Raw genomic sequence first — 21540 nt, forward strand, 5'->3', positions numbered from 1 at the left:
TAAGATGCCGAAGGAGGTTAGAGTCATCATGACCAGAACAGTCGCGGTCCCTGCGCCGGAGGCATCCGTCTCGGCGGACGACCTCACCCGCGTGGCGGTCTCGACCGTGATCTTCAGCCTCCGCCGCCGGCCCGCCGACGATGCCCCGGTGCTGGTCCTTCCGCTCGTGCGGCGCACGCGCGATCCGTACGAGGGGCTGTGGGCGCTTCCCGGGGGCTGGCTCGACCACCGCGAGAGCCTGGATGCCGCGGCCCGCCGCACGCTGGCGGAGACCACCGCGCTGGCGCCCAGCTACCTCGAGCAGCTGTACGCCTTCGGCGCCGTCGACCGCTCGCCCAGCCGCGTGGTCTCGATCGTCTACTGGGCGCTGCTGCGCGCCGACGAGGTCGACGCCAGCGCCGCCGACGCACCGGAGAACGTGGAGTGGTTCGCCGCGGCATCCCTCCCCCGCCTCGCCTTCGACCACAACGAGATCGTCGACTACGCGCTGTGGCGCCTGCGCAACAAGGTCGGCTACAGCCGGATCGCGCACGGGCTGCTGCCCGACGAGTTCACCCTCGCCGATCTGCGCGAGGTGTACGAGGCGATCCTCGGACGTCGGCTCGACCCGGCGAACTTCCGCCGTCAGGTCGAGAACTCGGGGACCCTCATCCCCACCGACCACTTCCGCACCGGCAGCCACCGGCCGGCGCGCCTGTACCGCTACAACCGGGATGTCGAACTCGCCGACCGCGGCCCCCTCGACACGCACTGAAGCCGGGAGGAATCATGTCCGCCGTCAACGTCACCCTGCAGCCGCGCTCGGTCGACCCCAGCGTCGATCACGAGATCCAGGCGATCGTCGCCGGGACGCTGCGCGAGACCGAGGTGTGCACCACCGACCTCGCCGCGGCGCCATGGAACTTCGACTCGCGACCCGGCTACGGCCCCGGCTCGTCGATGGGCGACGTCATCCCGGTCGGCTCCCCCCGGCAGGGCGAGCTCCCCCAGGAGTACCGCGAGGCGTCCGAGGACGAGCTGGCCGAGCGCATCCGTGCCGCGAAGGAGACCCTGGGCGACCGCGTCGTGGTGCTCGGCCACTTCTATCAGCGGCAGGAGGTCGTGCGCCACGCCGACTACGTGGGCGACTCGTTCCAGCTCGCCAACGCCGCGAAGTCGCACCCCGAGGCCGAGGCGATCGTGTTCTGCGGCGTGCACTTCATGGCCGAGACCGCGGACCTGCTCTCCGGTCCCGACCAGGCCGTGATCCTGCCGAACCTCGCCGCGGGCTGCTCGATGGCCGACATGGCATCGATCGACGAGGTCGAGGAGTGCTGGGAGCAGCTGGCCGAGGTCTACGGCGACATGTCGGCGCAGGACGCCGACGGCCGGGTGCCGGTGATCCCGGTGACCTACATGAACTCGTCGGCGGCGATCAAGGGCTTCGTGGGGCGCAACGGCGGCATCGTGTGCACGTCGTCGAACGCGCGCACGGTGCTGGAGTGGGCGTTCGAACGCGGGCACCGCGTGCTCTTCTTCCCCGACCAGCACCTGGGCCGCAACACCGCCAAGGCGATGGGCGTGCCGCTGGAGCGGATGCCGATGTGGAACCCGCGCCGCGCTCTCGGCGGCACGACGGTGGAGGCGCTCGCAGACGCCCGAGTGATCCTGTGGCACGGGTTCTGCTCGGTGCACCGCCGGTTCAGCGTCGCCCAGGTCGAGAAGGCGCGCGCCGAGCACCCCGGCGTGCGGGTCATCGTGCACCCGGAGTGCCCGATGGAGGTGGTGGATGCCGCGGATGAGTCCGGCTCGACCGACTACATCCGTCGCGCCATCGAGGGAGCCACCGAGCCCACGACCTTCGCGATCGGCACCGAGGTGAACCTCGTGCAGCGCCTGGCGGCCGCCAACCCGCAGCACACGATCTTCTGCCTCGACCCGGTGGTGTGCCCGTGCTCGACGATGTACCGCATCCACCCGGGATACCTGGCATGGGTGCTCGAGGGCCTGGTGCGCGGGGAGGTGCTCAACCGCATCACGGTGCCGTCGTCGGTCGCCGAGCCCGCTCGGCTCGCCCTGGAGCGGATGCTGGCGGCCAAGCCGCCGGCCGGCAGGGTGGACGTCGCCGCCGGCTCGCGCGTCGGCGAGGGCGCCTCGTGAACCGACTCCCCCGGGCCGACGAGCCTGCGAGCGCCGTCGAGCGAGCCGCAGGCGAGACGAAGCGCGGAGACGGAGCGCGGCGATGCCGCGTCGTGGTGGTGGGCTCGGGCATCGCCGGCCTCGTCACGGCGCTGCATGCCGCGGACCGCGGCTGCGTGGTCACGCTCGTGACCAAGGACGTGCTCGACCACGCGAACACGCGGTTCGCGCAGGGCGGCATCGCCGGCGTCATGTTCGCCGACGACCGCGTGGAAGACCACATCCGCGACACCCTCGTCGCCGGCGCCGGGCTGGGCGATCCGGATGCGGTGCGCGTGCTCGCCGAGGAGGGCCCCGCGCGCATCCGCGAACTCATCGACCTCGGCGTCGCCTTCGACCGGGGCGCCGACGGCGAGTTCGTCAAGGGACTGGAGGCCGCGCATTCGTACCCGCGCATCCTGCACGCGGGAGGGGATGCCACGGGCACCGCGATCGAGCGGGCCCTGGTGGCGCGTCTGCGCGCGGGCGACGTGCGAGTGATCGAGCACGCGTTCCTCGTCGACCTCGTGGTCGACACCGGGGTCCGGGAGCCCGCAGCGGCCGGGGGCGGGGCCGGGGCCGCCTCGCCGAACCCGGGTCTTCACCTCGAACCCGAGGTCGACGACCCGCGGTTCGACGCGAATGCTCGCGACGACGGTGACTCGCCGGCATCCCCTCCCCGCGTCGCGGGGGTGGACCTGCTCATCGGCGAGGTGGCGGGCGCGGCGCACGTCCCGCTCCCCGAGCCGAACCCGCTCCCCGAGCCGGACCCGCTCCCCCAGCCGGACCCGCTCCCCCAGCCGGACCCGCTCCCCGAGCCGAACCCGCTCCCCGAGCCGGACCCGCTCCCCGAGCTTGTCGAGGGGCGCCGCGAGGTGATCGAGGCCGACGCCGTCGTACTCGCGACCGGCGGCGCCGGCGAGCTCTACGCCCACACGACGAACCCGCCCGTGGCCACCGGTGACGGGATCGCCGCCGCCCTGCGTGCCGGGGCCGCGGTCGCCGATCTCGAGTTCTTCCAGTTCCACCCGACGGTGCTGGAAGGCGGGGCGGGCCGCACCGGTCCGGGGGCCGACGATGCCTTCCTCGTCTCCGAGGCGGTGCGCGGCGAGGGCGCGACGCTCATCGACGAGCACGGCCGCCGGTTCGCTCTCGAGGCGCACCCGGACGGCGAACTGGCGCCGCGCGACGTGGTCGCCCGGGCGATCGCGCAGCAGATGGAGGACGGCCGCCCGGCGCTGTTGGACGCCACGCACCTGCGCGCCACGCCGGAAGAGACGGCGGCGTACCTCGCGGCGCGCTTCCCCACCATCGACGCCGCGGTGCGCGAGCGCGGCCTGGACTGGGCGCGCGACCCCATCCCGGTGACGCCGGCGGCCCACTACCTCATGGGCGGGGTCGTCACCGACCTGCACGGTCGCACGAGTGTGCCCGGGCTCTACGCCGTCGGAGAGGTCGCCCGCACCGGCGTGCACGGTGCCAACCGCCTCGCCTCGAACTCGCTGCTCGAAGGAGCCGTCTTCGGCGCCCGCGCGGGCGACGCCATCGCCGCAGACGCCGCAGCCGGCCCCGATGCCTGGCCGTCGCACCCCCGAACCGAAAGTCGGGTGCGTCACGCGACACGCCGGGACGATCTCGTCGGAGACGGCGTGTCGTCGTCACCGACCCGACTTTCGGTTCGGGCCGAGTCGGTCAGGGCCGGGGAGGGCCGTGCCGGGGAGGAGGGGGCCGCTCTCACCGGCGCCGTGCCCTTCTCGCGGCAGGCCCTGCAGGAGCTCATGTGGGACAAGGCGGGGCTCGTCCGCGACGGCGAGGGACTGAGGGATGCCGCGGCCACCATCGCCGCGTGGCGTTCCCAGCACCGGGCACCCCGCACCGAAGCCGAGTTCGAGGACGAGAACCTCCTCGTCGTGGCGGAGGCGCTGGTGGCTGCGGCTCTGGCCCGGCCCGAGTCCGTCGGCGCGCACTTCCGCAGGGATGCCCCGCCGGCCCGAGGCGCCGAGGCATCCCTCCCCGTCACCGAGCCCGCGATCACCGGAGCCGCCTGATGCTGACGCCCGCCACGATCGACCGCGTCGTCACCGCCGCGCTCGACGAAGACGCCCCCTGGGGCGACCTCACCAGTGCCGCGTTCCTGCCGGCGGAGGCCGTCGCCGGCGCCGACCTCGTCGGCCGCGAGGACGGCGTCTTCAGCGGCGGCGAGGTGTTCGCCGCCGCCTTCCGCCTCACCGACCCCGCGATCCGCGTCGAGCTGCTCGTCGAGGACGGCGCCTTCTTCCGCGGCAGCGAGCCGCTCGCCCGCGTGTCGGGGCCGGCGCGGGCGATCCTGACCGCAGAGCGGGTGGCGCTGAACTTCACACAGCGCATGAGCGGCATCGCGACCCTCACCGCGCAGTACGTGGCCGAGACCGCCCACACGCGCGCGCGCATCGTCGACACGCGCAAGACCACCCCCGGGCTGCGCGCGTTCGAGCGCCACGCGGTGGTCAACGGGGGCGGCCGGAATCACCGCAACTCGCTGTCGGACGCGGTGATGGCCAAGGACAACCACCTCGCCGTGCTGCTGCAGCGGGGGCTGTCTGTCACCGAGGCGATCCGGGCGGCACGCGACCTCGTGCCCCACGCCACCCGCATCGAGGTCGAGGTCGACCGCGTCGAGCAGATCGAGCCCGTCCTCGCCGGCGGGGTCGATGTCATCATGCTCGACAACTTCTCGATCGACGACCTGCGGGCCGCCGTCGAGCAGATCGCCGGGCGCGCCGTGGTCGAGGCATCCGGGGGCGTGACCCTCGAGACCGTGCGGGCGATCGCCGAGACCGGCGTGGACGTGATCTCGGTCGGCGCGCTCACCCACTCGGCCCGCGCGCTCGATCTCGGCCTCGACGTGAGGATCAGCGGGGGCTGAGCATGCGCTACCTCGACCACGCCGCCACCACCCCGGTGCGCCCGGAGGTGCTGCAGGCGATGCTTCCGTTCCTCACCAGCTCGTTCGGCAATCCGTCCAGCCACCACACGGTCGGCGAGGCGGCCGCCCACGCTCTCGCCGATGCGCGCAGCCGCGTGGCGGCAGTGCTGGGGGTACGGCCCGGCGACATCGTCTTCACCGCCGGCGGCACCGAGGCGAACAACCTCGCCGTCAAGGGGATCGTGCTCGGCACGCCGCGGGCCGCGGGCGCGGCCAGGGGCCACCTCGTCACGACGCCCGTCGAGCACGAGTCGATCCTCGAGTCGGCGGAGTACCTGAACCGCCTGCACGGGATCGACGTCACGCGCGTCCCCGTCGACGAGAGAGGGCGGGTGGATCCGGATGCCGTCGCCGCCGCGCTGCGGGAGGACACGGCGCTGGTCACGGTCGGGTACGCGAACAACGAAGTCGGCACCGTGCAGAATGTCGCGGCGATCGCCGCGGTGGCTGCGGCCCGCGGCATCCCGTTCCACACCGACGCCGTGCAGGCCGCCGGCTGGCTCCCGCTGCGCGATCTGGGAGCGGACGCCCTCTCGCTCGCAGGTCACAAGCTGGGGGCGCCGAAGGGCACCGGCGTGCTGGCGGTGCGGGGGCGGATCCCGCTCGAGCCGCTGCTGCACGGCGGCGGGCAGGAGCGCGGTCGCCGCAGCGGCACCGAAGACGTCGCCGGCGCCGTCGGCTTCGCCACCGCACTCGAGCTCGCCGAGGCCGAGCGCGCGGAATCGGCCGCGCGGGTCGGTGCGATCGTGCAGGACTTCATCGCACGGGTGCTCGCACAGGTTCCGGCTGCCCGGCTGACCGGCGACCCCGAGCACCGCCTGCCGGGCACGGCGAGCTTCACCTTCGCGGGCACCAGCGGCGAGGCGGTGCTGCTCGAGCTCGAGCGGCGCGGGGTGGTGTCCTCGAGCGGATCGGCGTGCGCGGCCGGCAGCGATGAGCCGTCGCACGTGCTGGTTGCGATGGGGGTCGCCTCCGAGCTCGCGCAGACCGCAGTGCGCTTCACGTTCCCGCACGACCTCGCGCAGCCTCTCGACGACGTCGCCGCCGCAGTGGCGGCCTCGGTCGCAGCGGTCTCCGGCTCGTCCACGATGCAGCGGTCGTAGAATCGGGGCCGTGGATTCCCCCGCCGTCACCGTCGTCGTCCCGGGCTTCGATGTGGCGCCCTACGTGGGCGAGGCGCTGGATTCGCTGCGCGCGCAGACGCGCGGCGACTGGGTCGCGATCCTCGTCGACGACGGGTCGACGGATGCCACCGGCACCCTCTTCGACGCCGCAGCCGCCGCCGATCCCCGCTTCCGCGTCGTCCGCCACAGGAACCGCCGGGGGCTGGCCGCCGCCCGCAACACCGCGCTCGCCCTCGTCGAGACCCCGCTGGTCGGCTTCCTCGACGCAGACGACCGATTCACCCCGACCGCGCTGGAGCGCCTCGTCGGCACCCTCGAGCGCAGCGGCAGCGAACTCGCGGTGGGGGCCTATGTGCGGCTGCGCTCCGACGGTGCGGGCGGGTACACGCCAGGGCCGGTGCAGCCGTGGGTCGCCGAAGCCACGCACCCGGCGCGCACCGCGATCGGACTCGCCGAGCACCCTGCGCTGTCGGGCAACATCGTGGCGTGGTCGAAGGTGAGCCGCACCGATCTGTGGCGACGCCTCGGTCTGCGCTTCCCCGAGGGACGGCTCTACGAGGACCAGATCGTCGCGCAGACGCTCTATACGCGGGCACGCGCCATCGACGTCATCCCCGACGTCATCGTGCAGTGGCGCGAGCGCGCCGACCGGTCGTCGATCACTCAGCGCACCGACGCCCTGCCGGTGCTGGTCGACTACCTCGACGCACTGCGCGGCGGCATCGAGGTGCTCGAGCGGGCCGGCCACCCCGCGGCGGTGCAGTCGCGGATCGCGCTGATCCTCACGATGGACCTGCCGCCGCTCGTGCGCATCGGGCAGAGGCATCCGGATGCCGCGTACCGCCGCGCCGTCGGAGCCTTCGTCCGCGACCTGTGGGCCCGCGCCGGCTCCGCCCGCGGGCGCCTCGACGAGACGTCGGCCCTGCTGGCCTCGGCCGCCCGCCTCTGGTAGCGCGCCCTGCCGGCCTGCTTCCCCCGGGCCGAAACCCGGACCGAAAGTCGGGTCCGTCGTGCGACACGCCGATCAGGAGCCCTCCGCTCCCGGCGTGTCTGGTCACCGACTCGACTTTCGGCCCGGAGGATCGGGGCCACCGACCCGACTTTTGGCTCGGAGATCGGGGACGACCCGCCACGAGCACGTCACACCTCGTCGGGGGCGCGGTCGGCGCGGCGCGAGGCGTGATCCGGGGGAAGGGCGGCGGCGTCGCGCTCCTCGGTCTCGAGGATGCGGGATGCCGCGAGCTGCTGCGCCGCCAGCTCGCTGTACAGCCCGCCCGACGCCAGCAGCGACGCGTGGGTGCCCGACTCCACGATGCGCCCGGCATCGATCACGTGGATCACATCGGCGCCGATCACGGTCGAGAGCCGGTGCGCGATCGACAGGGTCGTGCGGCCGCGGGCCGCGGCATCCAATGCCTCCTGCACGACCCGCTCCGACACCGTGTCCAGCGCCGAGGTGGCCTCGTCCAGCAGCAGCACCGGCGGGTCCTTCAGCAGCACGCGCGCGATCGCGATGCGCTGCTTCTCGCCGCCGGACAGGCGATATCCGCGCTCCCCCACGATCGTGTCGTACCCCTGCTCGAACCCCTCGATGATGTGGTGGATGTTCGCCGCCCGGCAGGCATCCTCGATCTCGGCATCCGAGGCCGCCGGCTTCGCGTAGCGCAGGTTCTCGCGGATCGTCGCGTGGAACAGGTACGTCTCCTGCGAGACGATGCCGACCTCGTCGATGATCGACTCCTGCGTGAGGTGCCGCACGTCGGCGCCGGCGAACAGCACCGTCCCGCCGCTGGCCTCGTACAGCCGCGGCGTGAGATAGAGCACGGTGGTCTTGCCCGCGCCGCTCGGGCCGACGAACGCGACGTGCTGTCCCGGCTCGGCGGTGAACGAGACTCCCCGCAGGGTCGCGCGCGAATCGGGGGATGCGTCCGGATACCGGAACACCACATCGCGGAACTCGATGCGCCCCAGCGGGCCCGGCGCGTCGGCGACCGGGATCGCGTCGGGCGCATCCTTGATCGCCGGCACCAGGTCGAGGTACTCGAAGATGCGCGCGAAGACGGCGGCCGAGGTCTGCAGGTCGAGCGCCACGCGCATGAGCCCCATGAGCGGCTGCAGCAGGCGCGCCTGCACGGTGGTGAACGCGACGATCGTCCCGGCGGTGATGGTGTCGACGCCGCCGGTGATGAAGAAGCCGGCGACGAGGTAGATGATCGCCGGCACACTGGCCATGATCACCTGCACGACCGCGAAGAACCCCTGGCCGCTCATCGCACGCCGCACCTGCAGACGCACCTGGTTGCGGTTCTCGTCCTGATAGCGCGCCGATTCGCTGCGCTGGCGGTTGAACGACTTCGACAGCAGGATGCCGCTGACCGACAGCGTCTCCTGCGTGATCGCGGTCAGCTCCGACAGCGACTCCTGGGTCTGGCCCGCGATGCGCGCCCGCACCTGCCCCACACGGCGCTGCACCAGCACGAGGAACGGCATCAGCACCACGGCGATGATGGTCAGCCGCCAGTCGATGAGGATCATCGCCACCAGCGACGCGATCACCGTCACCACGTTGCCGAGGATGCTGGTGACGGTGTTGGTGAGCACACCGGCGACCGCGCCGACGTCGTTCTGCAGCCGGGATTGGATGACCCCGGTCTTGGTGCGGGTGAAAAAGCCCAGCTCCATGGCCTGCAGGTGCTCGAACAGGCGCACCCGCAGGTCGCCGGTGACGCTGTTGCCCACGGTCGAGGTCAGCCACGTCTGCGTGACCCCGAGCCCGGCCGACAGCAGGAACAGCGCCACCATGAACACGACCAGGCGGATCAGCAGCGGGATGTCGGGGCCCGATCCGTCCACTGGGAACAGCGCGTCGTCGAACACGCGCTGCACGAGCAGCGGCGGGATCACCGCGATCGCGGCGCCCGCGATCACCAGCAGGCCGGTCGCGACGATCCGGCCGAGGTACGGGCGGAACAGCGTGATGACCCGCTGACCCAGATGCGGGATGCGCGGAGCCTCGGCGTTCTCCCGGCGCTGCGCCTGGGCGTCCACGCCGCGGAACGCCATCCCGCCGCCGCCGCGCCCGCCCATGCTCACAGGGGCCAGCGTATCCCGACGAAAAGTGTGCGCCGGATCGGGAATGCACTGTCGGAGGACGCCGTTAGGCTCACAAGGTGTTTCCCTCGGGGAACGCCGCCGATATCACCCCGAGGAGCCTCTCTTGACGACAGATACCGCAAGCACCCCCATTCCGGCCCGAGGCGACGTCCTGGACCGCAGGGAGTCGCGCGTCATCTGGCTGCTGCTGGGTGCCGCCTTCGTCGCCATCCTCAACGAGACGACGATGGCGGTGGCGATCCCCCACCTCATCGACGATCTGGGCATCACCGCGCTCATGGCGCAGTGGCTGACGACCGCCTTCATGCTGACGATGGCGGTCGTGATCCCGATCACGGGCTTCCTGCTGCAGATGTTCCCCACCCGCCGCGTCTTCCTCGCCGCGATGTCGCTGTTCTCCGGCGGCACGCTGCTGGCCCTCGTCGCGCCCGGGTTCGAGGTGCTCGTCGCCGCTCGCGTGGTCCAGGCCTCCGGCACGGCCATCATGATGCCGCTGCTGATGACGACCCTCATGACCGTGGTGCCCCCGCACATGCGCGGGCGCATGATGGGGCGCGTCTCGATCGTGATGTCGCTCGCACCGGCCATCGGCCCGACCCTGGCGGGGGTCATCCTCGACACGCTGAACTGGCGCTGGATCTTCGGCATCGTGCTTCCGATCGCGCTCATCATGCTCGTCGTCGGGGCCCGCTGGATGGAGAACATCGGCGAGACGCGGCCCGCTCCGATCGACGTCCCGTCGGTGATCCTCTCGGCACTGGGCTTCGGCGGCATCGTCTTCGGCCTCAGCCAGATCGGCGGTGCGGCGGAGGGCGGCGCCGGCGCTGAGGCGGCCACCGCGGCCACGTGGACGCTGGGCGTGGCATTCGCCGTGGGCGCCATCGCACTGGCGCTGTTCATCTGGCGCCAGCTGCGCCTGCAGCGCGTGGACGACGCGCTGCTGGATCTGCGGGTGTTCCGGGTGCCGAACTTCTCACTGTCGATCCTGCAGATGCTGCTCATCGCCGTGGCGTTCTTCGGCACGATCACGATCCTGCCGCTGTTCCTGCAGGACGTGCTCGGGCTCAGCCCCACCGAGAGCGGTCTCATGGTGCTGCCCGGCGCCGTCCTGATGGGGGTGCTCGGGCCGGTCATCGGCCGCATCTACGACCGCTGGGGCACCCGCGTGCTGCTGGTGCCCGGCGCACTGATCACCAATGCGGTGCTGTGGTTCTACACGACGATCGGCGAGCACAGCTCACCGTGGCTGCTCCTGGCCGTGCAGACCGTGCTGTCGCTCGGGCTGGCGATGTCGTTCACGCCCCTGTTCACCGCGTCCCTGGGCTCGCTCCCCCGCATGCTGTACTCGCACGGAAGCGCCGTGCTGGGCACGATCCAGCAGGTCGCGGGCGCCGCGGGGATCGCGGTCATGTTCACGGTGATGTCGGCCATCATGCGCGGCGGGATGACCGGCGGGATGCCTGAGCTCGCCGCCGAGGCGAGCGGGTTCCGGGGTGCGTTCCTGATCGCCGCGATCATCGCGGCGCCCACCATCGTGGGCGCGTTCCTGATCCGCAAGCCCGCGGACGACGCCGGGGAGCGCTCCGTCGGACACTGATCGTCGGTCAGTGGTGGACGAACACCTTCATGACGACGATCACCAGACCGAACCCGGCCGTGATGAGCGAGCCCCATAGTCGAGGCCAGAACCGCGGCGTCCAACGGGCCACCGCGACCCACCCGAGCAGCCCGAGCAGCACGGTGTCGACCGCCAGAGCGAACCAGATCGCGAGGTCGTCGTCGACGGCGCGGGTCACGCCCAGCAGCAGCACCGCGATCGGGATGAGCGAGACCAGGAGCATGCCCTGGGAGTGGCGGGCCGCCGCGCGCACGCTCGTGCCCAGGGTGGCTCCGTGCGACGACGCGAGGCGCGCCAGGGTCCCCGCGTAGACGTGGGCGGCGAAGAAGACGATCACCGTCACGACCACGGTGATCAGGGCGTTCAGGGACGTGCCGACGATGCTCCGGCTGACGACGATCATGCCGGAGACGAGGATCAGCCCGTAGATCGACTCCTCGGACATGAGGATCTGCGCGAATCGCAGGCGCGCAGCCTCCACCAGGGGGCGACCGGGGTCCGCCGCCGCGTCGTCGCGAGGCGCCGCCGCGTCGAGAGGTTCGGCCACGTCGAGGTCACTCGGTGGAGCAGCAGCCTCCACCGCAGCACGAGGCGCCCTCGTCGATCACGGCGATGAGGTTCGCCTCGTCGGCGACGGGCTTGAGGGCGGGGGCGGGCAGGTTGGATGTGGCCATGGATCCCATCGTATGCGAGCGCGAACCCGGTGGGGTGACGCTCACGCCTGACAGACCGGGCAGTACTGCGCGACGGTGCCGCCGGCGCGGAAGTCCTCCACCGTGCCGCCGCAGACGGGGCAGGCCTCCCCCGTGCGGCCGTGCACGCGCATCGCGGCCGTCTTCGCCTCCTTGAGGCGGTCGATCGGGATGCCACGGCGCGCTTCGAACGCGTCGCGCACCGTGCCGACGGTCGCCGTGAAGAGGCGGTCCAGGGCCTCGTCGTCGAGGGCCGACGCGTGCGCCAGGGGCGAGATCCGCGCCGCGTGAAGGATCTCGTCGGAGTACGCGTTGCCGATGCCGGCGAGCGACTCCTGCTCCTGCAGCAGTGCCTTGATCTGCTTGCGGCGCCCCCGCACCGCGCGGTCGAAGTCGTCGCGGGTGAACGCAGGGTCGGCCGGATCGGAGCCGAGCTTGGCGATCGCGGAGACCTCTTCGGGGCGGTCCACGACGAACAGCCCGAGCGAGACCCAGCTGCCGGCATCGGTGAGCTCCAGCAGCCCCCCGTCGTCGACCGTCAGCGACGCGAGCGCGGGCGGATCGGCCTGCTCATCCGGATGCTCGCCCGGCTCGCTCCATCGGGCCCATCCGTGCCGTCCCAGCGAGACGACGAGGTGCGCGCCCTCCAGGGCCAGATCGAGGTGCTTGCCGTGGCGGCCGACCGCCGAGATGCGCCGACCGGTCACGTCGGTCAGCGGACGGCTGCGCGTCTTCGGCGCCCGGAACTCGACGAGATCCGTGTCGACGACCGTGTGGCCGGTGATCCGCGCATCGAGGAAGTCTGCGAGCGCCTGCACTTCCGGTGACTCCGGCATCTTGACATCTTCCCACCCCGGGGTGATCAGTCGTCGAGCATGTCGTCGGTCACCGAGCGACCCGACTGCGGCGTGCGGATCCAGTCCGTCAGGTCGAAGCCCTGCGCGCGGGCTGCCGCGAGGTACTCGGCCTCGACCGCGGGGTCGATCGCGGGCTCTCGCGCCAGGAGCCACAGGTTGCGGCGATCGGGCGTCCCCACCAGCGAGATGCGGTATGCGGGGTCGATCCTCAGCACCCAGTAGTCGCCCTTGGTGAACGGGATCCACCGCAGCCCCTCGGGCAGGAAGCTCACCTCGAGCTTCGCGGTGGCGCCCTCCACCGGAGTCGCCTCGCCGATCGCCTGAGTGGGCTCTCCCTTGTCGTCGAAGCAGCGATTGTCGACGCGTATCGCGCCGTCCTCCTGCAGCGAGTAGGTGGCGGTCACGTCGGTCGCGCCGTCGTCCTCGTGCTTCATGGGCAGGCGGCCGATCTCGAACCAGCGGCCGAGATAGCGGTCGAGGTCGAGGGCGTACACGGTGTGCACCTCGGTGGCAGCGGTCATCGGTTCATTCCTTCCGTGGGTGCCCGATGCTATGTCGCCGCGGCGTGCACGTCCCGGGGCTGGCGGAGTCGCGTGGCGCGTGCTAGCCCCGTCGGCGACGCCGAGCGCCGACCCATCTGGGGACGCTGCCCCGGTAGCGTTCGTAGGCACGCCCGAACCGCGCCCGCAGCGCGCCCTCTTCGGCGGGGATCTGGACGCGGTCGATGACCGCGACGAACCCGGCGACCGGCGCGAGTGCGAGCCACGATCGCCGCACCGCGGCATGAGCGATGAGCAGCCCCGTCAGCGCGATGTACATCGGGTTGCGCGTCCATCGGAACGGTCCGGTCGTGACCAGGGCCGACGCACGGTGCGGATGCTCGGGGCTGATCGTCGTGCCGGCCCGCAGGAAGGCCAGCACGGCGGCGCCGGCGATCCCTGCGGCCGCCACGCCGATGACCGTCCCCGAGGCGATCGAGGCCGCCGTCGGCCGTCGCCGACGCGCGAGCACGAGCTGCAGCGCTCCTGCGGTGACCGCCCACACGGGCGGCGGAATGAGAACGGGATGCTTCGACATGAGGCGATCCTCACCCGTAGGAGAGTCGGTCGGCAGCCTTCCCCGGCTCGCGCAGCCGGAACTTCACAGTCATGCCCGTCCGCTCGAGAAGTGCCACCTGATGGGTGAACGTCTCGCTCGTGTCGAAGACCACTCGCTCGAACCCCCACTCGTCGTGCAGCCAGGTGCGCAGCGCGGCGAGCAGCCGGGCATCCATTCCCGTCGCCATCCGCGCGCCGCGCACCCAGAAGTTGACGAAAGCCTCCACCTCATCCCACGCGTCCTCGCCGACGGCGACGACCTCGGACCGGGCGAGGAAGGCCGCGGTGATCGGGAAGATGTACACGCACCCGAGGCATTCGACGCCGTCCGGGTCGACCACCGTGTAGGTGAAGGCGCGGTGCTCGGCGTGGCGCTTCTCGAGCCCGATCAGGTCGTCGCGGTTGGCCGCGACGGTGAAATCATCGGCCGGCCAGCTCGACTGCTCCCACAGCCGCAGGTGCTCGCGGGTCTCCATGACGGCGTCGTAGTCGCGCTCGGCGTCGTCGGCGGTGATCGGCAGCAGCACGAACTCGTCTGTCGCGAGCCCGCCGGGGACGGCGGCCGCCGCATCGCCGAAGACCACTCAGTCCCGCTTCCAGAAGGTGAGCCAATGACCGCGGTGGTCCTCGATGGTGAACTCGCGCAGATTCCAGGGCCGCTCGCCCAGAGGATCGACGATCGTGATGCCGAGCTCTCCGACCCGCGCGTACAGCTCATCGATGTCGTCCGCCTCCATGTAGAGGGTGGTGGCGGACACACTGTCCATGCGCCGGCGGATCGCCTCGTTGTACCCCGCGCCGAAGAGGTCGCCGGGGGTCTCGAGCTGGATGCGGGCGTCCCCGCGCACGAGCGAGTTGTTCACCGGCGAGTAGTCGTCGCGGTCGAGACGGAAGCCCAGCTTGTCGCGATAGAACGCGATCGCCGCGTCCATGTCGGGGACCCTGATCGTCGGTATCACTGCCCATCCGGCCATACGTCTCCTCCTCTGCCCTCACACGCCCGTTCCGGCCACCGTGCCGCGCGGTGGCGTGGTGCGCGGCGGGTTGTGGGCGAACTCGATGCGGATCCCGTTGTCGTCTTCGACGAACGACGCGTAATACCGTTCGTTGAACCGCGGGTAGAGCTTCGGCTCCCGCACCACCGACCAGCCGGCAGCGACGGCGATCGCGTGCAGACGGTCGACCTCCGCCCGCGTGGCGATGTCGAACGCGAGGTGCTGCCAGCCCACCGTGCCGTGCCGGTGCGGACCGGTCCCCGGCTCGCGTGCCGGGAACAGGATCAGCTCGGTCGCGCCGTCCCGGTCCCACGCGACGGAGGCGTGCGCATCCGTGCGGGTGTATCCCAGCGCGGTGAGGACCGGGTCCCACTGCACGATCGCGGCCGGGAGATCGTCCACGGTCATTCCGAGATGGTCTACGAACGGCATCCCGCGAGTCTATTCGCCGCCTCCGACGCCCCTCGCTCCTGCGACGGGAGGATCGCCTACTGATCGCCTGCGGCGACGGTCACCGTGAACTCGAGAGGCTGGATGCCGCCGCTCTCGTTCGTCATCGTCACCGCAGTCGACCCCGGCGCCAGCGCCTTCACGCCCGGGTTGAACGTCGCGTCGCCGTCCGTGCGGCCGGGCACGAACTCGGCGACAGACGGATCCGCCACCTCCCCGGTGTAGCTGTCGACCGCGAGGTCGCCGGTGTCGATGTTGAGCGCCTGCCCGACGACGAGGTCGACGGTGGCGCCCTGCAGATCGTTGACGTTCATCGTGACGGGAGCGATCACGGCGGCCTGGGGTGCGCACGCAGTGAGGCCGAGGGTCGCGATGACGGCCGCGGCGACGGCCAGGCGCGAGAGCTTCTTCATGCGGTCAGCATGGCATCGCCCGGCGCACCGTGTCGACAGCCGGGGCCCCGCGCGCGGGTCAGTGTTTCACCCGGTACCGCATGAAGAGCACGCCCGAATCGAACGTGCGGCTCTCGACCAGCTCCAGGTCGACCCGCCGTGCGGCCCGGGGAAAGAGCGGAGTGCCGCCGCCCACCAGCACCGGATGGACCATCACCCGATACTCGTCGATGAGGTCCAGCGCGGCAGCCTCGGCGGCGAGCGTGGCCCCGCCGATTGCGATGTCGCCGTCCCCCGGCTCGGAGCGCAGCCGCTCGATCTCCTCAGCGAGTCCACCCGACAACAGGCGTGTGTTGCCCTGCACTGCGGTCAGCGTGCGCGAGAAGACGACCTTCGGCAGCGCCCGCCACAGCATCGCCCACTCCTGCTCGGCCGCGTCGAACGAGGCGTCGTTCCCGCCCGGCTCCCAGTAGAGCATCGTCTCGTAGAGCCGCCGCCCGAGCACATGCACGTCGACCCCGCGCAGCTCGTCGATGTGGTGACGGAACTGCGCATCGCTGGGCGTCGACCACTCGATGCCGCCGTCGGGGCCGGTGATGCAGCCGTCGAGGGTCATCCCCATCGAATACGTCACGCTTCGCATCCAGGTCTCCTCTCAGTCGTCGAGCGCCTGCCGCCCGTGCGCACACCGGCCCGCCGCACCTGCCTGCTGCAATGACGTCCATCTCCGGCCGACACTACCTCCCGCGGCAGACACGCACAGGCAGTCGGATCAGTCCCAGCCGAGGTAGGCCTCGATCGTGGCCGCGGTCTCGCCGGGATGGGTGGCCGGGAAGAGGCGTCCGGCGGCGGCGATCGTGGCGACGCTGACGCGCTCGGGCGCGGCATCCCGCAGCCTGTCGGCGTACGCGGCCGGCGACGCGTCATCGTCGGAGCCCTGGATCACGAGGACAGGCAGGGTCGCCGGCAGCGGGACCTGCTCGTCCTCGGCGGCGAGCACGAGCAGTCCGCCCACGCGGTCCTCATGCTCGGCGGCGACCACACGTGCGACCGTGCCGCCGAACCCGTGACCGCCCACCCACGCGCGGCCGAGGCCGACATGGCCGAGAACGTCGACGGCATCCCGTGCGAGTTCCGGCCGGCTCGCGGCATCCGCCCCCGCACGCACGCCGATGCGCACGACCCGGAAGCCCTCCTCCTCGACGAGGAAGTGCGCGACCGTGCCCAGCGCATCCGCCTCCAGTCCGCGGTCGACGATCAGCGCGAGCGCCGGGCCGTCTCCCCCCTCGTCGATGAACGGGATCGCGCGGCCGTCGGGCTCGAAGATCTGGATGTCGGGCATGGATCGTCCTGTCGGGTTCGGGGCGTTCGTCTGTCGGAGTGCGCTCGGCGCCACCTCGCTCGACGAGCCGGGCTCAGCGGGCGAGGGTTGTGACGAGCGTCGCGACCAGATATGCCGCGAGCACCAGCGCCACGAAGATGTCAGTGTACGTGGCGACCGCCTCGTTCAGGTTCTTGCCCTTCTTCGCGACGTGGCGAAGGCCCGCGAATCCCAGGAAGATGCAGGCCACGAGCGCTGCCGCGGGGATCCACTCCGCAAGCCACAGCGTCGCGACCAGGCCGATGACGCCCATCCCGACGTTCGCCGCGCCGAGTTCCTGGACGATCTGATTCGCCGACCCGTCCTTCGTGCCGAGGATCCCCTGCGAGGTGAATCCCGGCCTCAGGATCTGGCTGAGTCCGGCCGCCAGTAGGCGGATCCCCACCGCCCAGAAGACGAAGGCGCTGCCGATCACCGGCCACGGATCGGCGGTCCAGCCGGAGCCGGCGAGCACCACGATGATGTGGACCAGGGGCGCGACGACCGTCAGGACGACGATCACGACGGGATAGACCGGACGCATGGCAAGCTCGCTTTCGTCGGGGATGGGTCTGGGTGCTCAGGCGCCGCCGTACTCCGAGCGGAACACGTGCACCAGCGCATTCGCATGACCGTGCCCCATGCCCTGCTCCTTCAGGAACGCGACCTGCTCCATGTGCTTCTCGCCGGCGTGCGGCCGCAGCAGTTCCATCCAGTCATCGATGCTCTTGCCGTAGTTCGCCTCGATCGACGGGAAGTACGACTTCGGGCCCTTCACCTTCTCTGACACGGGGACCACCCTCCCACAACGGCCCGACGCGGATCAACGGCTGACCGGCCGGCCCTGCCCGTGCGCGGGTCAGCCGCGTTCGACCGGGAGCCAGAGCTCGCAGGTCGCCGTGCTGAGATCCGCAGCGCGGTCGATGATCGCGACGATCGAGGGACCGGGTCGCAGCAGCCAGGGGTTCGACGGGAACCACTCGGTCGCCGTCGCCGCCCATGCGGACTGCAGCGCTTCCGGATGCGGACCCGTCGTGCGGAACACCGCCCACGCCCCGGCCGGCACCTCGATCGCGTCGAGATCGTCGGGCACCGGCGTCTCGGCGGTGACCGCGACACCGTGCAGGTAGGTGAGGTCGCTGCCTTCGGCGGCATCGGGGTCGACATCGGCGCTCACCTGCAGCAGCCCCGGCGGTTCGGCGCTGCTGAGCTGCTTGAGCCGCGCATGCGCCTCAGCGGGCAGCGCCTGGATGTGCGCCTGGATGTGCGGATTGACACCCTCGTGGATGAGCGGCACCCGGGCGGCGTGGCCGATGAGCCGGAACTGCGTGCGCTGGGTGATTCGGGCGTCCATCGGGACACTCCCCTCGACGGTCAGGCGGAACCTGAGTTTCGGTTGACTGCGAAGGGGGCCGCCGTCGCGGCGGACGGCGCGATGGCTCACACCGTGGACGGCGAGGAACGCGCGGCCGAACGCCTCGGTCGATCCGTATCCGTATCGGACGGCGATCGTCAGCAGATCCTCGTCGCCGATGACGTCCGCGGCCGCCACGGTCATCCGGCGGCGCCGCACGTACTCGGACAGCGGCATCCCCGCCAGCGACGAGAACATACGGCGGGCGTGGTAGCCGGTCGTCCCCATGCCGGCGGCGAACGCATCCACATCCACCTCGTCGCCGAGGCGGACTTCGATCTCGTCGACGAGTCGGTTGAGGATCTCGATCACCACGGCTCCCTTCGCCATCCACTCTCCCGGGCGGACGCGGCGGCCGCCCGACATCTCCGGTCCGATCCGATCGGGTGCTCGACGGGTGCTGGGGGCGTGGACTACCCCGCCGACGTACGCGCGACCATCGCGGCGGTCCGCGGAAACGCTGGCGCCTCACACATTGAAGCGGAACTCCACGACGTCGCCGTCCTGCATGACGTAGTCCTTGCCCTCCAGCCGCGCCTTGCCACGCGCCCGGGCCTCGACCACCGAGCCGGCATCGACGAGGTCGTCGAACGAGATCACCTCGGCCTTGATGAAGCCCTTCTCGAAGTCGGTGTGGATGACTCCCGCCGCCTGCGGCGCCTTCCAGCCCTTGCCGATCGTCCAGGCCCGGGCCTCCTTCGGCCCTGCGGTGAGGTAGGTCTGCAGCCCGAGCGTGTCGAAGCCGATCCGCGCGAGCTGATCGAGGCCCGACTCCTCCTGCCCGGTGGAGGCGAGCAGCTCGGCGGCGTCCTCCGGGTCGAGGTCGATGAGCTCGGACTCGATCTTCGCGTCGAGGAAGACCGCCTGCACAGGGGCCACGAGGGCTGCCAGCTCGGCCTTGCGTGCGGGGTCGGTCAGTACGCCCTCGTCGACGTTGAACACGAAGATGAAGGGCTTGGCCGTGAGCAGGCCGAGTTCGCGGATCGGCGCGAGATCGATGCCGGATGCCGAAAGCAGCACGCCCTTCTGGAGGGCCTCCTGCGCCGCCCGCGCGGTCTCGAGCACCGAGGCATCCAGCTTCCTGCCCTTCACCTCCTTCTCGTAGCGGGGGATCGCCTTCTCGAGGGTCTGCAGATCGGCCAGCTGCAGCTCGGCGTTGATGGTCTCCATGTCGCCGGCGGGATCGACCGCGCCCTCGACGTGCACCACGTCTCTGTCGCTGAAGCCGCGCACCACCTGGGCGATCGCGTCGGCCTCGCGGATGTTCGCGAGGAACTGGTTGCCCAGGCCCTCGCCCTCGCTCGCGCCGCGCACGATGCCCGCGATGTCGACGAACGACACCGTGGCGGGAAGGATGCGCTGGGAGCCGAAGATCTCGGCCAGCTTCTCGAGCCGGGGATCGGGCAGGTCGACCACCCCGATGTTGGGCTCGATCGTCGCGAACGGGTAGTTCGCCGCGAGCACCTGGTTCTTGGTCAGGGCGTTGAAGAGGGTCGACTTGCCGACGTTCGGGAGGCCGACGATTCCGATGGTGAGAGCCACGGGCATCCAGTCTAGATGGCGCCCCGCGGGCCGCCGGCGGCCGGCGTCAGGGGCGGATGCCGCGGTACGCGCGTGTCACATAGGGCAGGGCGATCTCCGCCTCGCCCACCGCACCGACCTCGTCGAACAGCTCTCCCAGCTCCGCGTCGATCCGTGCGCGTTCGGCGTGGGACGCGGTGATGTGGTGGCTGCGCGAGCGCACCATCGCGAACAGCGCGTCACGGGTCATCGCCCGCTGCCAGCGCAGGACCAGCTCTTCGAGCCCGCCGAACGGTGCCGCGACCGGCGGGGAGCCCGACGCGAGCATCCGCTCGGCGGCGGATCCGCGCATGATGCGGGTCATGCGGGCCACCCACGGGGCCGACTCGTCGCGCACGTTCCAGATCAGGCCCAGCACTCCCCCGGAGCGCAGCACGCGGGCGACCTCTGCCGATGCCGCCGACGGCTCGACCCAGTGCCACGACTGCCCGAACACGGCCGCGTCGAGCGCGGCGTCCGGCAGGGGCAGCCGCTCGGCCGTGCCGACGAACGTCGGCACCCCGATCACGGCGGAGCGCAGCGCCTCGAGCATCGCCGGGTCGGGATCGATCGCCACGACCTCCGCGCCGGCTTCGACGAGCGTCCGGGTCAGCTTGCCCGTGCCCGCGCCCACGTCGGCGATGCGGACGCTGCGCTCGTGCGAGGCGACGGGCTGCAGCATCCAAGCCACCGCCTCGGCCGGGTACTCGGGCCGTCCGGTCTCGTAGACCGACGCTGCCCGTCCGAACGATGTCGACATCTCATCGCGACTGGCCATGGGTCGAGCCTATGCCCGGCGGATCGGCGTTCGTCGGCGCGCCTGGCCGCCGCGGCCTCCGACGCGGGTGAGCCTTGTGGCGTGCCACTGGATTTCACCGCGATCGACTTCGAGACGGCGAACTCCAGCACCGCGTCGGCCTGTGCGGTGGGCCTCGCCCGCGTGCGCGCCGGACGCATCGTGGCCACGGCGGGGTGGCTGATCCAGCCGCCGCCGGGCCATGACGAGTTCCACCCGTTCAACACGCGGATCCACGGCATCCGCGCCATCGACGTGATCTCCGCCCCGCGCTGGAGCGATCAGCTGGATGACCTGGCCGCCTTCGCCGGGGCGGACGTGCTGGTGGCGCACAACGCCGGGTTCGACATGAGTGTGCTCAAGCGCGCGTGCGACGCGACCGGAGACGTCTGCCCGCCGTACCGATACATGTGCAGCCTGCAGGTCTCACGCAAGGTGTACGCCCTCGAGTCGTACCGACTTCCGCTGGTCGCGGCGGCGGCGGGCTTCGGCTCCTTCACCCACCACGATGCGTCGGCGGACGCATTGGCGTGCGCGCAGATCATGATCGACGCCGCCCGGCGCGTCGGCGCTCCCGACATGCCGGCGCTGGCCGAGACACTCGGGGTGAAGCTGTCGCGCATCGCGACGGCCGAGCCGGTCGCGCAGGTCGCGTGAGGTCAGTGCCCGCCCGGGACGAAGCTCAGCAGAGCGATGACGCCCGCGGACACGAGGAAGAAGGCGCCGACCATCCACCACGAGCTGATCTCATGACCCTGCTCGCGCCGCACGCGGAAGAGGACGTCGGCGCGTCGGGCAGGGTCGGTGGCATGGGCGATGACGGCCTGCGCGCCCGTACGGGGCGAAGAGGACTGGACATCGTGAACTGCCATGGACTGCCTTTCCGTGTGCGACATGTGAATTCTGCCAGAGCCCCCTGGGAAATCGCATCACGACGCGGGGCGCGACC

Annotated in this window: 25 protein-coding genes; 8 read left to right on the forward strand and 17 right to left on the reverse strand. The window is 71.4% G+C overall.

The window, feature by feature from the left end:
• The first annotated feature begins 28 nt into the window (after nucleotides 1–28).
• From ACIWQI_RS02250 to ACIWQI_RS02275, 6 genes are all read left to right on the forward strand, one after another.
• Entirely contained in the window at nucleotides 29–754 is a 726-nt protein-coding gene (locus ACIWQI_RS02250) for an NUDIX hydrolase (protein WP_396655449.1), read from the forward strand.
• A gap of 14 nt (nucleotides 755–768) precedes the next feature.
• Nucleotides 769–2139: a quinolinate synthase NadA gene (nadA, locus tag ACIWQI_RS02255; protein ID WP_396655450.1), complete on the forward strand. Its 1371-nt coding sequence runs from the start codon at nucleotides 769–771 to the stop codon at nucleotides 2137–2139.
• A gap of 92 nt (nucleotides 2140–2231) precedes the next feature.
• A complete protein-coding gene (locus tag ACIWQI_RS02260) occupies nucleotides 2232–4205 on the forward strand; it encodes an L-aspartate oxidase (protein ID WP_396655597.1) in 1974 nt (657 codons plus the stop codon).
• Nucleotides 4205–5062 carry a carboxylating nicotinate-nucleotide diphosphorylase gene (gene nadC, locus ACIWQI_RS02265; RefSeq protein WP_396655451.1) on the forward strand — a complete coding sequence of 286 codons (858 nt, stop codon included), beginning with the start codon at nucleotides 4205–4207 and terminating at the stop codon, nucleotides 5060–5062. The genes ACIWQI_RS02260 and nadC overlap by 1 nt, the downstream gene beginning before the upstream one ends.
• A 2-nt stretch (nucleotides 5063–5064) precedes the next feature.
• On the forward strand, nucleotides 5065–6225 hold the full coding sequence (locus ACIWQI_RS02270) for a cysteine desulfurase family protein (RefSeq protein ID WP_396655452.1): 1161 nt from the start codon (nucleotides 5065–5067) through the stop codon (nucleotides 6223–6225).
• A gap of 10 nt (nucleotides 6226–6235) precedes the next feature.
• Complete coding sequence (locus ACIWQI_RS02275) at nucleotides 6236–7198, forward strand: glycosyltransferase family 2 protein (protein WP_396655453.1); 963 nt, start codon at nucleotides 6236–6238, stop codon at nucleotides 7196–7198.
• A 188-nt stretch (nucleotides 7199–7386) separates the two neighbouring features.
• Here ACIWQI_RS02275 and ACIWQI_RS02280 read toward each other — a convergent pair whose 3' ends face one another.
• Nucleotides 7387–9333: an ABC transporter ATP-binding protein gene (locus ACIWQI_RS02280; protein ID WP_396655598.1), complete on the reverse strand. Its 1947-nt coding sequence runs from the start codon at nucleotides 9331–9333 to the stop codon at nucleotides 7387–7389.
• A gap of 130 nt (nucleotides 9334–9463) precedes the next feature.
• On the opposite strand from ACIWQI_RS02280, the gene ACIWQI_RS02285 reads away from it, so the two are divergent.
• Nucleotides 9464–10957 (forward strand): DHA2 family efflux MFS transporter permease subunit, encoded by a 1494-nt coding sequence (locus ACIWQI_RS02285; RefSeq protein ID WP_396655454.1) that lies wholly within the window; start codon nucleotides 9464–9466, stop codon nucleotides 10955–10957.
• A 7-nt stretch (nucleotides 10958–10964) separates the two neighbouring features.
• Here the strand turns inward: ACIWQI_RS02285 and ACIWQI_RS02290 are convergent, their stop codons facing one another.
• The 15 genes from ACIWQI_RS02290 to ACIWQI_RS02360 all read right to left on the reverse strand — a co-directional run bounded on the left by ACIWQI_RS02290 (nucleotide 10965) and on the right by ACIWQI_RS02360 (nucleotide 20573).
• Complete coding sequence (locus ACIWQI_RS02290; protein ID WP_396655455.1) at nucleotides 10965–11525, reverse strand: hypothetical protein; 561 nt, start codon at nucleotides 11523–11525, stop codon at nucleotides 10965–10967.
• A gap of 168 nt (nucleotides 11526–11693) precedes the next feature.
• Nucleotides 11694–12506, reverse strand: coding sequence for an Fpg/Nei family DNA glycosylase (locus ACIWQI_RS02295; protein WP_396655456.1), 813 nt, complete (start codon nucleotides 12504–12506; stop codon nucleotides 11694–11696).
• Between the two features lie 26 nt (nucleotides 12507–12532).
• Entirely contained in the window at nucleotides 12533–13048 is a 516-nt protein-coding gene (locus ACIWQI_RS02300) for a lipocalin family protein (RefSeq protein ID WP_396655457.1), read from the reverse strand.
• 82 nt (nucleotides 13049–13130) lie between these two features.
• Complete coding sequence (locus ACIWQI_RS02305) at nucleotides 13131–13604, reverse strand: methyltransferase family protein (RefSeq protein WP_396655458.1); 474 nt, start codon at nucleotides 13602–13604, stop codon at nucleotides 13131–13133.
• Between the two features lie 10 nt (nucleotides 13605–13614).
• Nucleotides 13615–14208 (reverse strand): GNAT family N-acetyltransferase, encoded by a 594-nt coding sequence (locus ACIWQI_RS02310; RefSeq protein WP_396655459.1) that lies wholly within the window; start codon nucleotides 14206–14208, stop codon nucleotides 13615–13617.
• Nucleotides 14209–14598 (reverse strand): VOC family protein, encoded by a 390-nt coding sequence (locus tag ACIWQI_RS02315; protein ID WP_396655460.1) that lies wholly within the window; start codon nucleotides 14596–14598, stop codon nucleotides 14209–14211.
• Nucleotides 14599–14616: 18 nt separating this feature from the next.
• On the reverse strand, nucleotides 14617–15051 hold the full coding sequence (locus tag ACIWQI_RS02320; RefSeq protein WP_396655462.1) for a VOC family protein: 435 nt from the start codon (nucleotides 15049–15051) through the stop codon (nucleotides 14617–14619).
• A gap of 56 nt (nucleotides 15052–15107) precedes the next feature.
• Complete coding sequence (locus tag ACIWQI_RS02325; protein ID WP_396655463.1) at nucleotides 15108–15482, reverse strand: hypothetical protein; 375 nt, start codon at nucleotides 15480–15482, stop codon at nucleotides 15108–15110.
• A gap of 58 nt (nucleotides 15483–15540) precedes the next feature.
• Nucleotides 15541–16104 carry a dihydrofolate reductase family protein gene (locus ACIWQI_RS02330; RefSeq protein WP_396655464.1) on the reverse strand — a complete coding sequence of 188 codons (564 nt, stop codon included), beginning with the start codon at nucleotides 16102–16104 and terminating at the stop codon, nucleotides 15541–15543.
• A gap of 129 nt (nucleotides 16105–16233) precedes the next feature.
• Nucleotides 16234–16803: an alpha/beta fold hydrolase gene (locus ACIWQI_RS02335; RefSeq protein ID WP_396655465.1), complete on the reverse strand. Its 570-nt coding sequence runs from the start codon at nucleotides 16801–16803 to the stop codon at nucleotides 16234–16236.
• Nucleotides 16804–16876: 73 nt separating this feature from the next.
• On the reverse strand, nucleotides 16877–17365 hold the full coding sequence (locus ACIWQI_RS02340) for a DUF6790 family protein (RefSeq protein WP_396655466.1): 489 nt from the start codon (nucleotides 17363–17365) through the stop codon (nucleotides 16877–16879).
• Nucleotides 17366–17401: 36 nt separating this feature from the next.
• Nucleotides 17402–17611, reverse strand: coding sequence for a DUF4287 domain-containing protein (locus tag ACIWQI_RS02345; RefSeq protein WP_396655467.1), 210 nt, complete (start codon nucleotides 17609–17611; stop codon nucleotides 17402–17404).
• Between the two features lie 69 nt (nucleotides 17612–17680).
• On the reverse strand, nucleotides 17681–18565 hold the full coding sequence (locus ACIWQI_RS02350) for a GyrI-like domain-containing protein (protein ID WP_396655468.1): 885 nt from the start codon (nucleotides 18563–18565) through the stop codon (nucleotides 17681–17683).
• Between the two features lie 138 nt (nucleotides 18566–18703).
• Nucleotides 18704–19777, reverse strand: coding sequence for a redox-regulated ATPase YchF (gene ychF / locus ACIWQI_RS02355; protein WP_396655469.1), 1074 nt, complete (start codon nucleotides 19775–19777; stop codon nucleotides 18704–18706).
• Between the two features lie 46 nt (nucleotides 19778–19823).
• Nucleotides 19824–20573: a class I SAM-dependent methyltransferase gene (locus ACIWQI_RS02360; protein WP_396655470.1), complete on the reverse strand. Its 750-nt coding sequence runs from the start codon at nucleotides 20571–20573 to the stop codon at nucleotides 19824–19826.
• A gap of 81 nt (nucleotides 20574–20654) precedes the next feature.
• On the opposite strand from ACIWQI_RS02360, the gene ACIWQI_RS02365 reads away from it, so the two are divergent.
• Nucleotides 20655–21248 (forward strand): 3'-5' exonuclease, encoded by a 594-nt coding sequence (locus tag ACIWQI_RS02365; RefSeq protein WP_396655471.1) that lies wholly within the window; start codon nucleotides 20655–20657, stop codon nucleotides 21246–21248.
• A gap of 2 nt (nucleotides 21249–21250) precedes the next feature.
• On the opposite strand, the gene ACIWQI_RS02370 is transcribed toward ACIWQI_RS02365, so the two are convergent.
• Complete coding sequence (locus tag ACIWQI_RS02370) at nucleotides 21251–21463, reverse strand: UDP-N-acetylmuramyl pentapeptide phosphotransferase (RefSeq protein ID WP_396655472.1); 213 nt, start codon at nucleotides 21461–21463, stop codon at nucleotides 21251–21253.
• Nucleotides 21464–21540 lie beyond the last annotated feature (77 nt).

This window comes from Microbacterium sp. (assembly GCF_044508325.1).
Lineage (GTDB): Bacteria > Actinomycetota > Actinomycetes > Actinomycetales > Microbacteriaceae > Microbacterium.

Coding starts and splice junctions, on each gene's coding strand:
- ACIWQI_RS02250 (WP_396655449.1), top strand. CDS start 29: ATGACCAGAACAGTCGCGGTCCCTGCGCCGGAGGCATCCGTCTCGGCG.
- nadA (WP_396655450.1), top strand. CDS start 769: ATGTCCGCCGTCAACGTCACCCTGCAGCCGCGCTCGGTCGACCCCAGC.
- nadC (WP_396655451.1), top strand. CDS start 4,205: ATGCTGACGCCCGCCACGATCGACCGCGTCGTCACCGCCGCGCTCGAC.
- ACIWQI_RS02270 (WP_396655452.1), top strand. CDS start 5,065: ATGCGCTACCTCGACCACGCCGCCACCACCCCGGTGCGCCCGGAGGTG.
- ACIWQI_RS02280 (WP_396655598.1), bottom strand. CDS start 9,333: ATGGGCGGGCGCGGCGGCGGCGGGATGGCGTTCCGCGGCGTGGACGCC.
- ACIWQI_RS02295 (WP_396655456.1), bottom strand. CDS start 12,506: ATGCCGGAGTCACCGGAAGTGCAGGCGCTCGCAGACTTCCTCGATGCG.
- ACIWQI_RS02300 (WP_396655457.1), bottom strand. CDS start 13,048: ATGACCGCTGCCACCGAGGTGCACACCGTGTACGCCCTCGACCTCGAC.
- ACIWQI_RS02305 (WP_396655458.1), bottom strand. CDS start 13,604: ATGTCGAAGCATCCCGTTCTCATTCCGCCGCCCGTGTGGGCGGTCACC.
- ACIWQI_RS02315 (WP_396655460.1), bottom strand. CDS start 14,598: ATGGCCGGATGGGCAGTGATACCGACGATCAGGGTCCCCGACATGGAC.
- ACIWQI_RS02320 (WP_396655462.1), bottom strand. CDS start 15,051: ATGCCGTTCGTAGACCATCTCGGAATGACCGTGGACGATCTCCCGGCC.
- ACIWQI_RS02325 (WP_396655463.1), bottom strand. CDS start 15,482: ATGAAGAAGCTCTCGCGCCTGGCCGTCGCCGCGGCCGTCATCGCGACC.
- ACIWQI_RS02330 (WP_396655464.1), bottom strand. CDS start 16,104: ATGCGAAGCGTGACGTATTCGATGGGGATGACCCTCGACGGCTGCATC.
- ACIWQI_RS02335 (WP_396655465.1), bottom strand. CDS start 16,803: ATGCCCGACATCCAGATCTTCGAGCCCGACGGCCGCGCGATCCCGTTC.
- ACIWQI_RS02340 (WP_396655466.1), bottom strand. CDS start 17,365: ATGCGTCCGGTCTATCCCGTCGTGATCGTCGTCCTGACGGTCGTCGCG.
- ACIWQI_RS02350 (WP_396655468.1), bottom strand. CDS start 18,565: ATGGCGAAGGGAGCCGTGGTGATCGAGATCCTCAACCGACTCGTCGAC.
- ACIWQI_RS02360 (WP_396655470.1), bottom strand. CDS start 20,573: ATGGCCAGTCGCGATGAGATGTCGACATCGTTCGGACGGGCAGCGTCG.
- ACIWQI_RS02370 (WP_396655472.1), bottom strand. CDS start 21,463: ATGGCAGTTCACGATGTCCAGTCCTCTTCGCCCCGTACGGGCGCGCAG.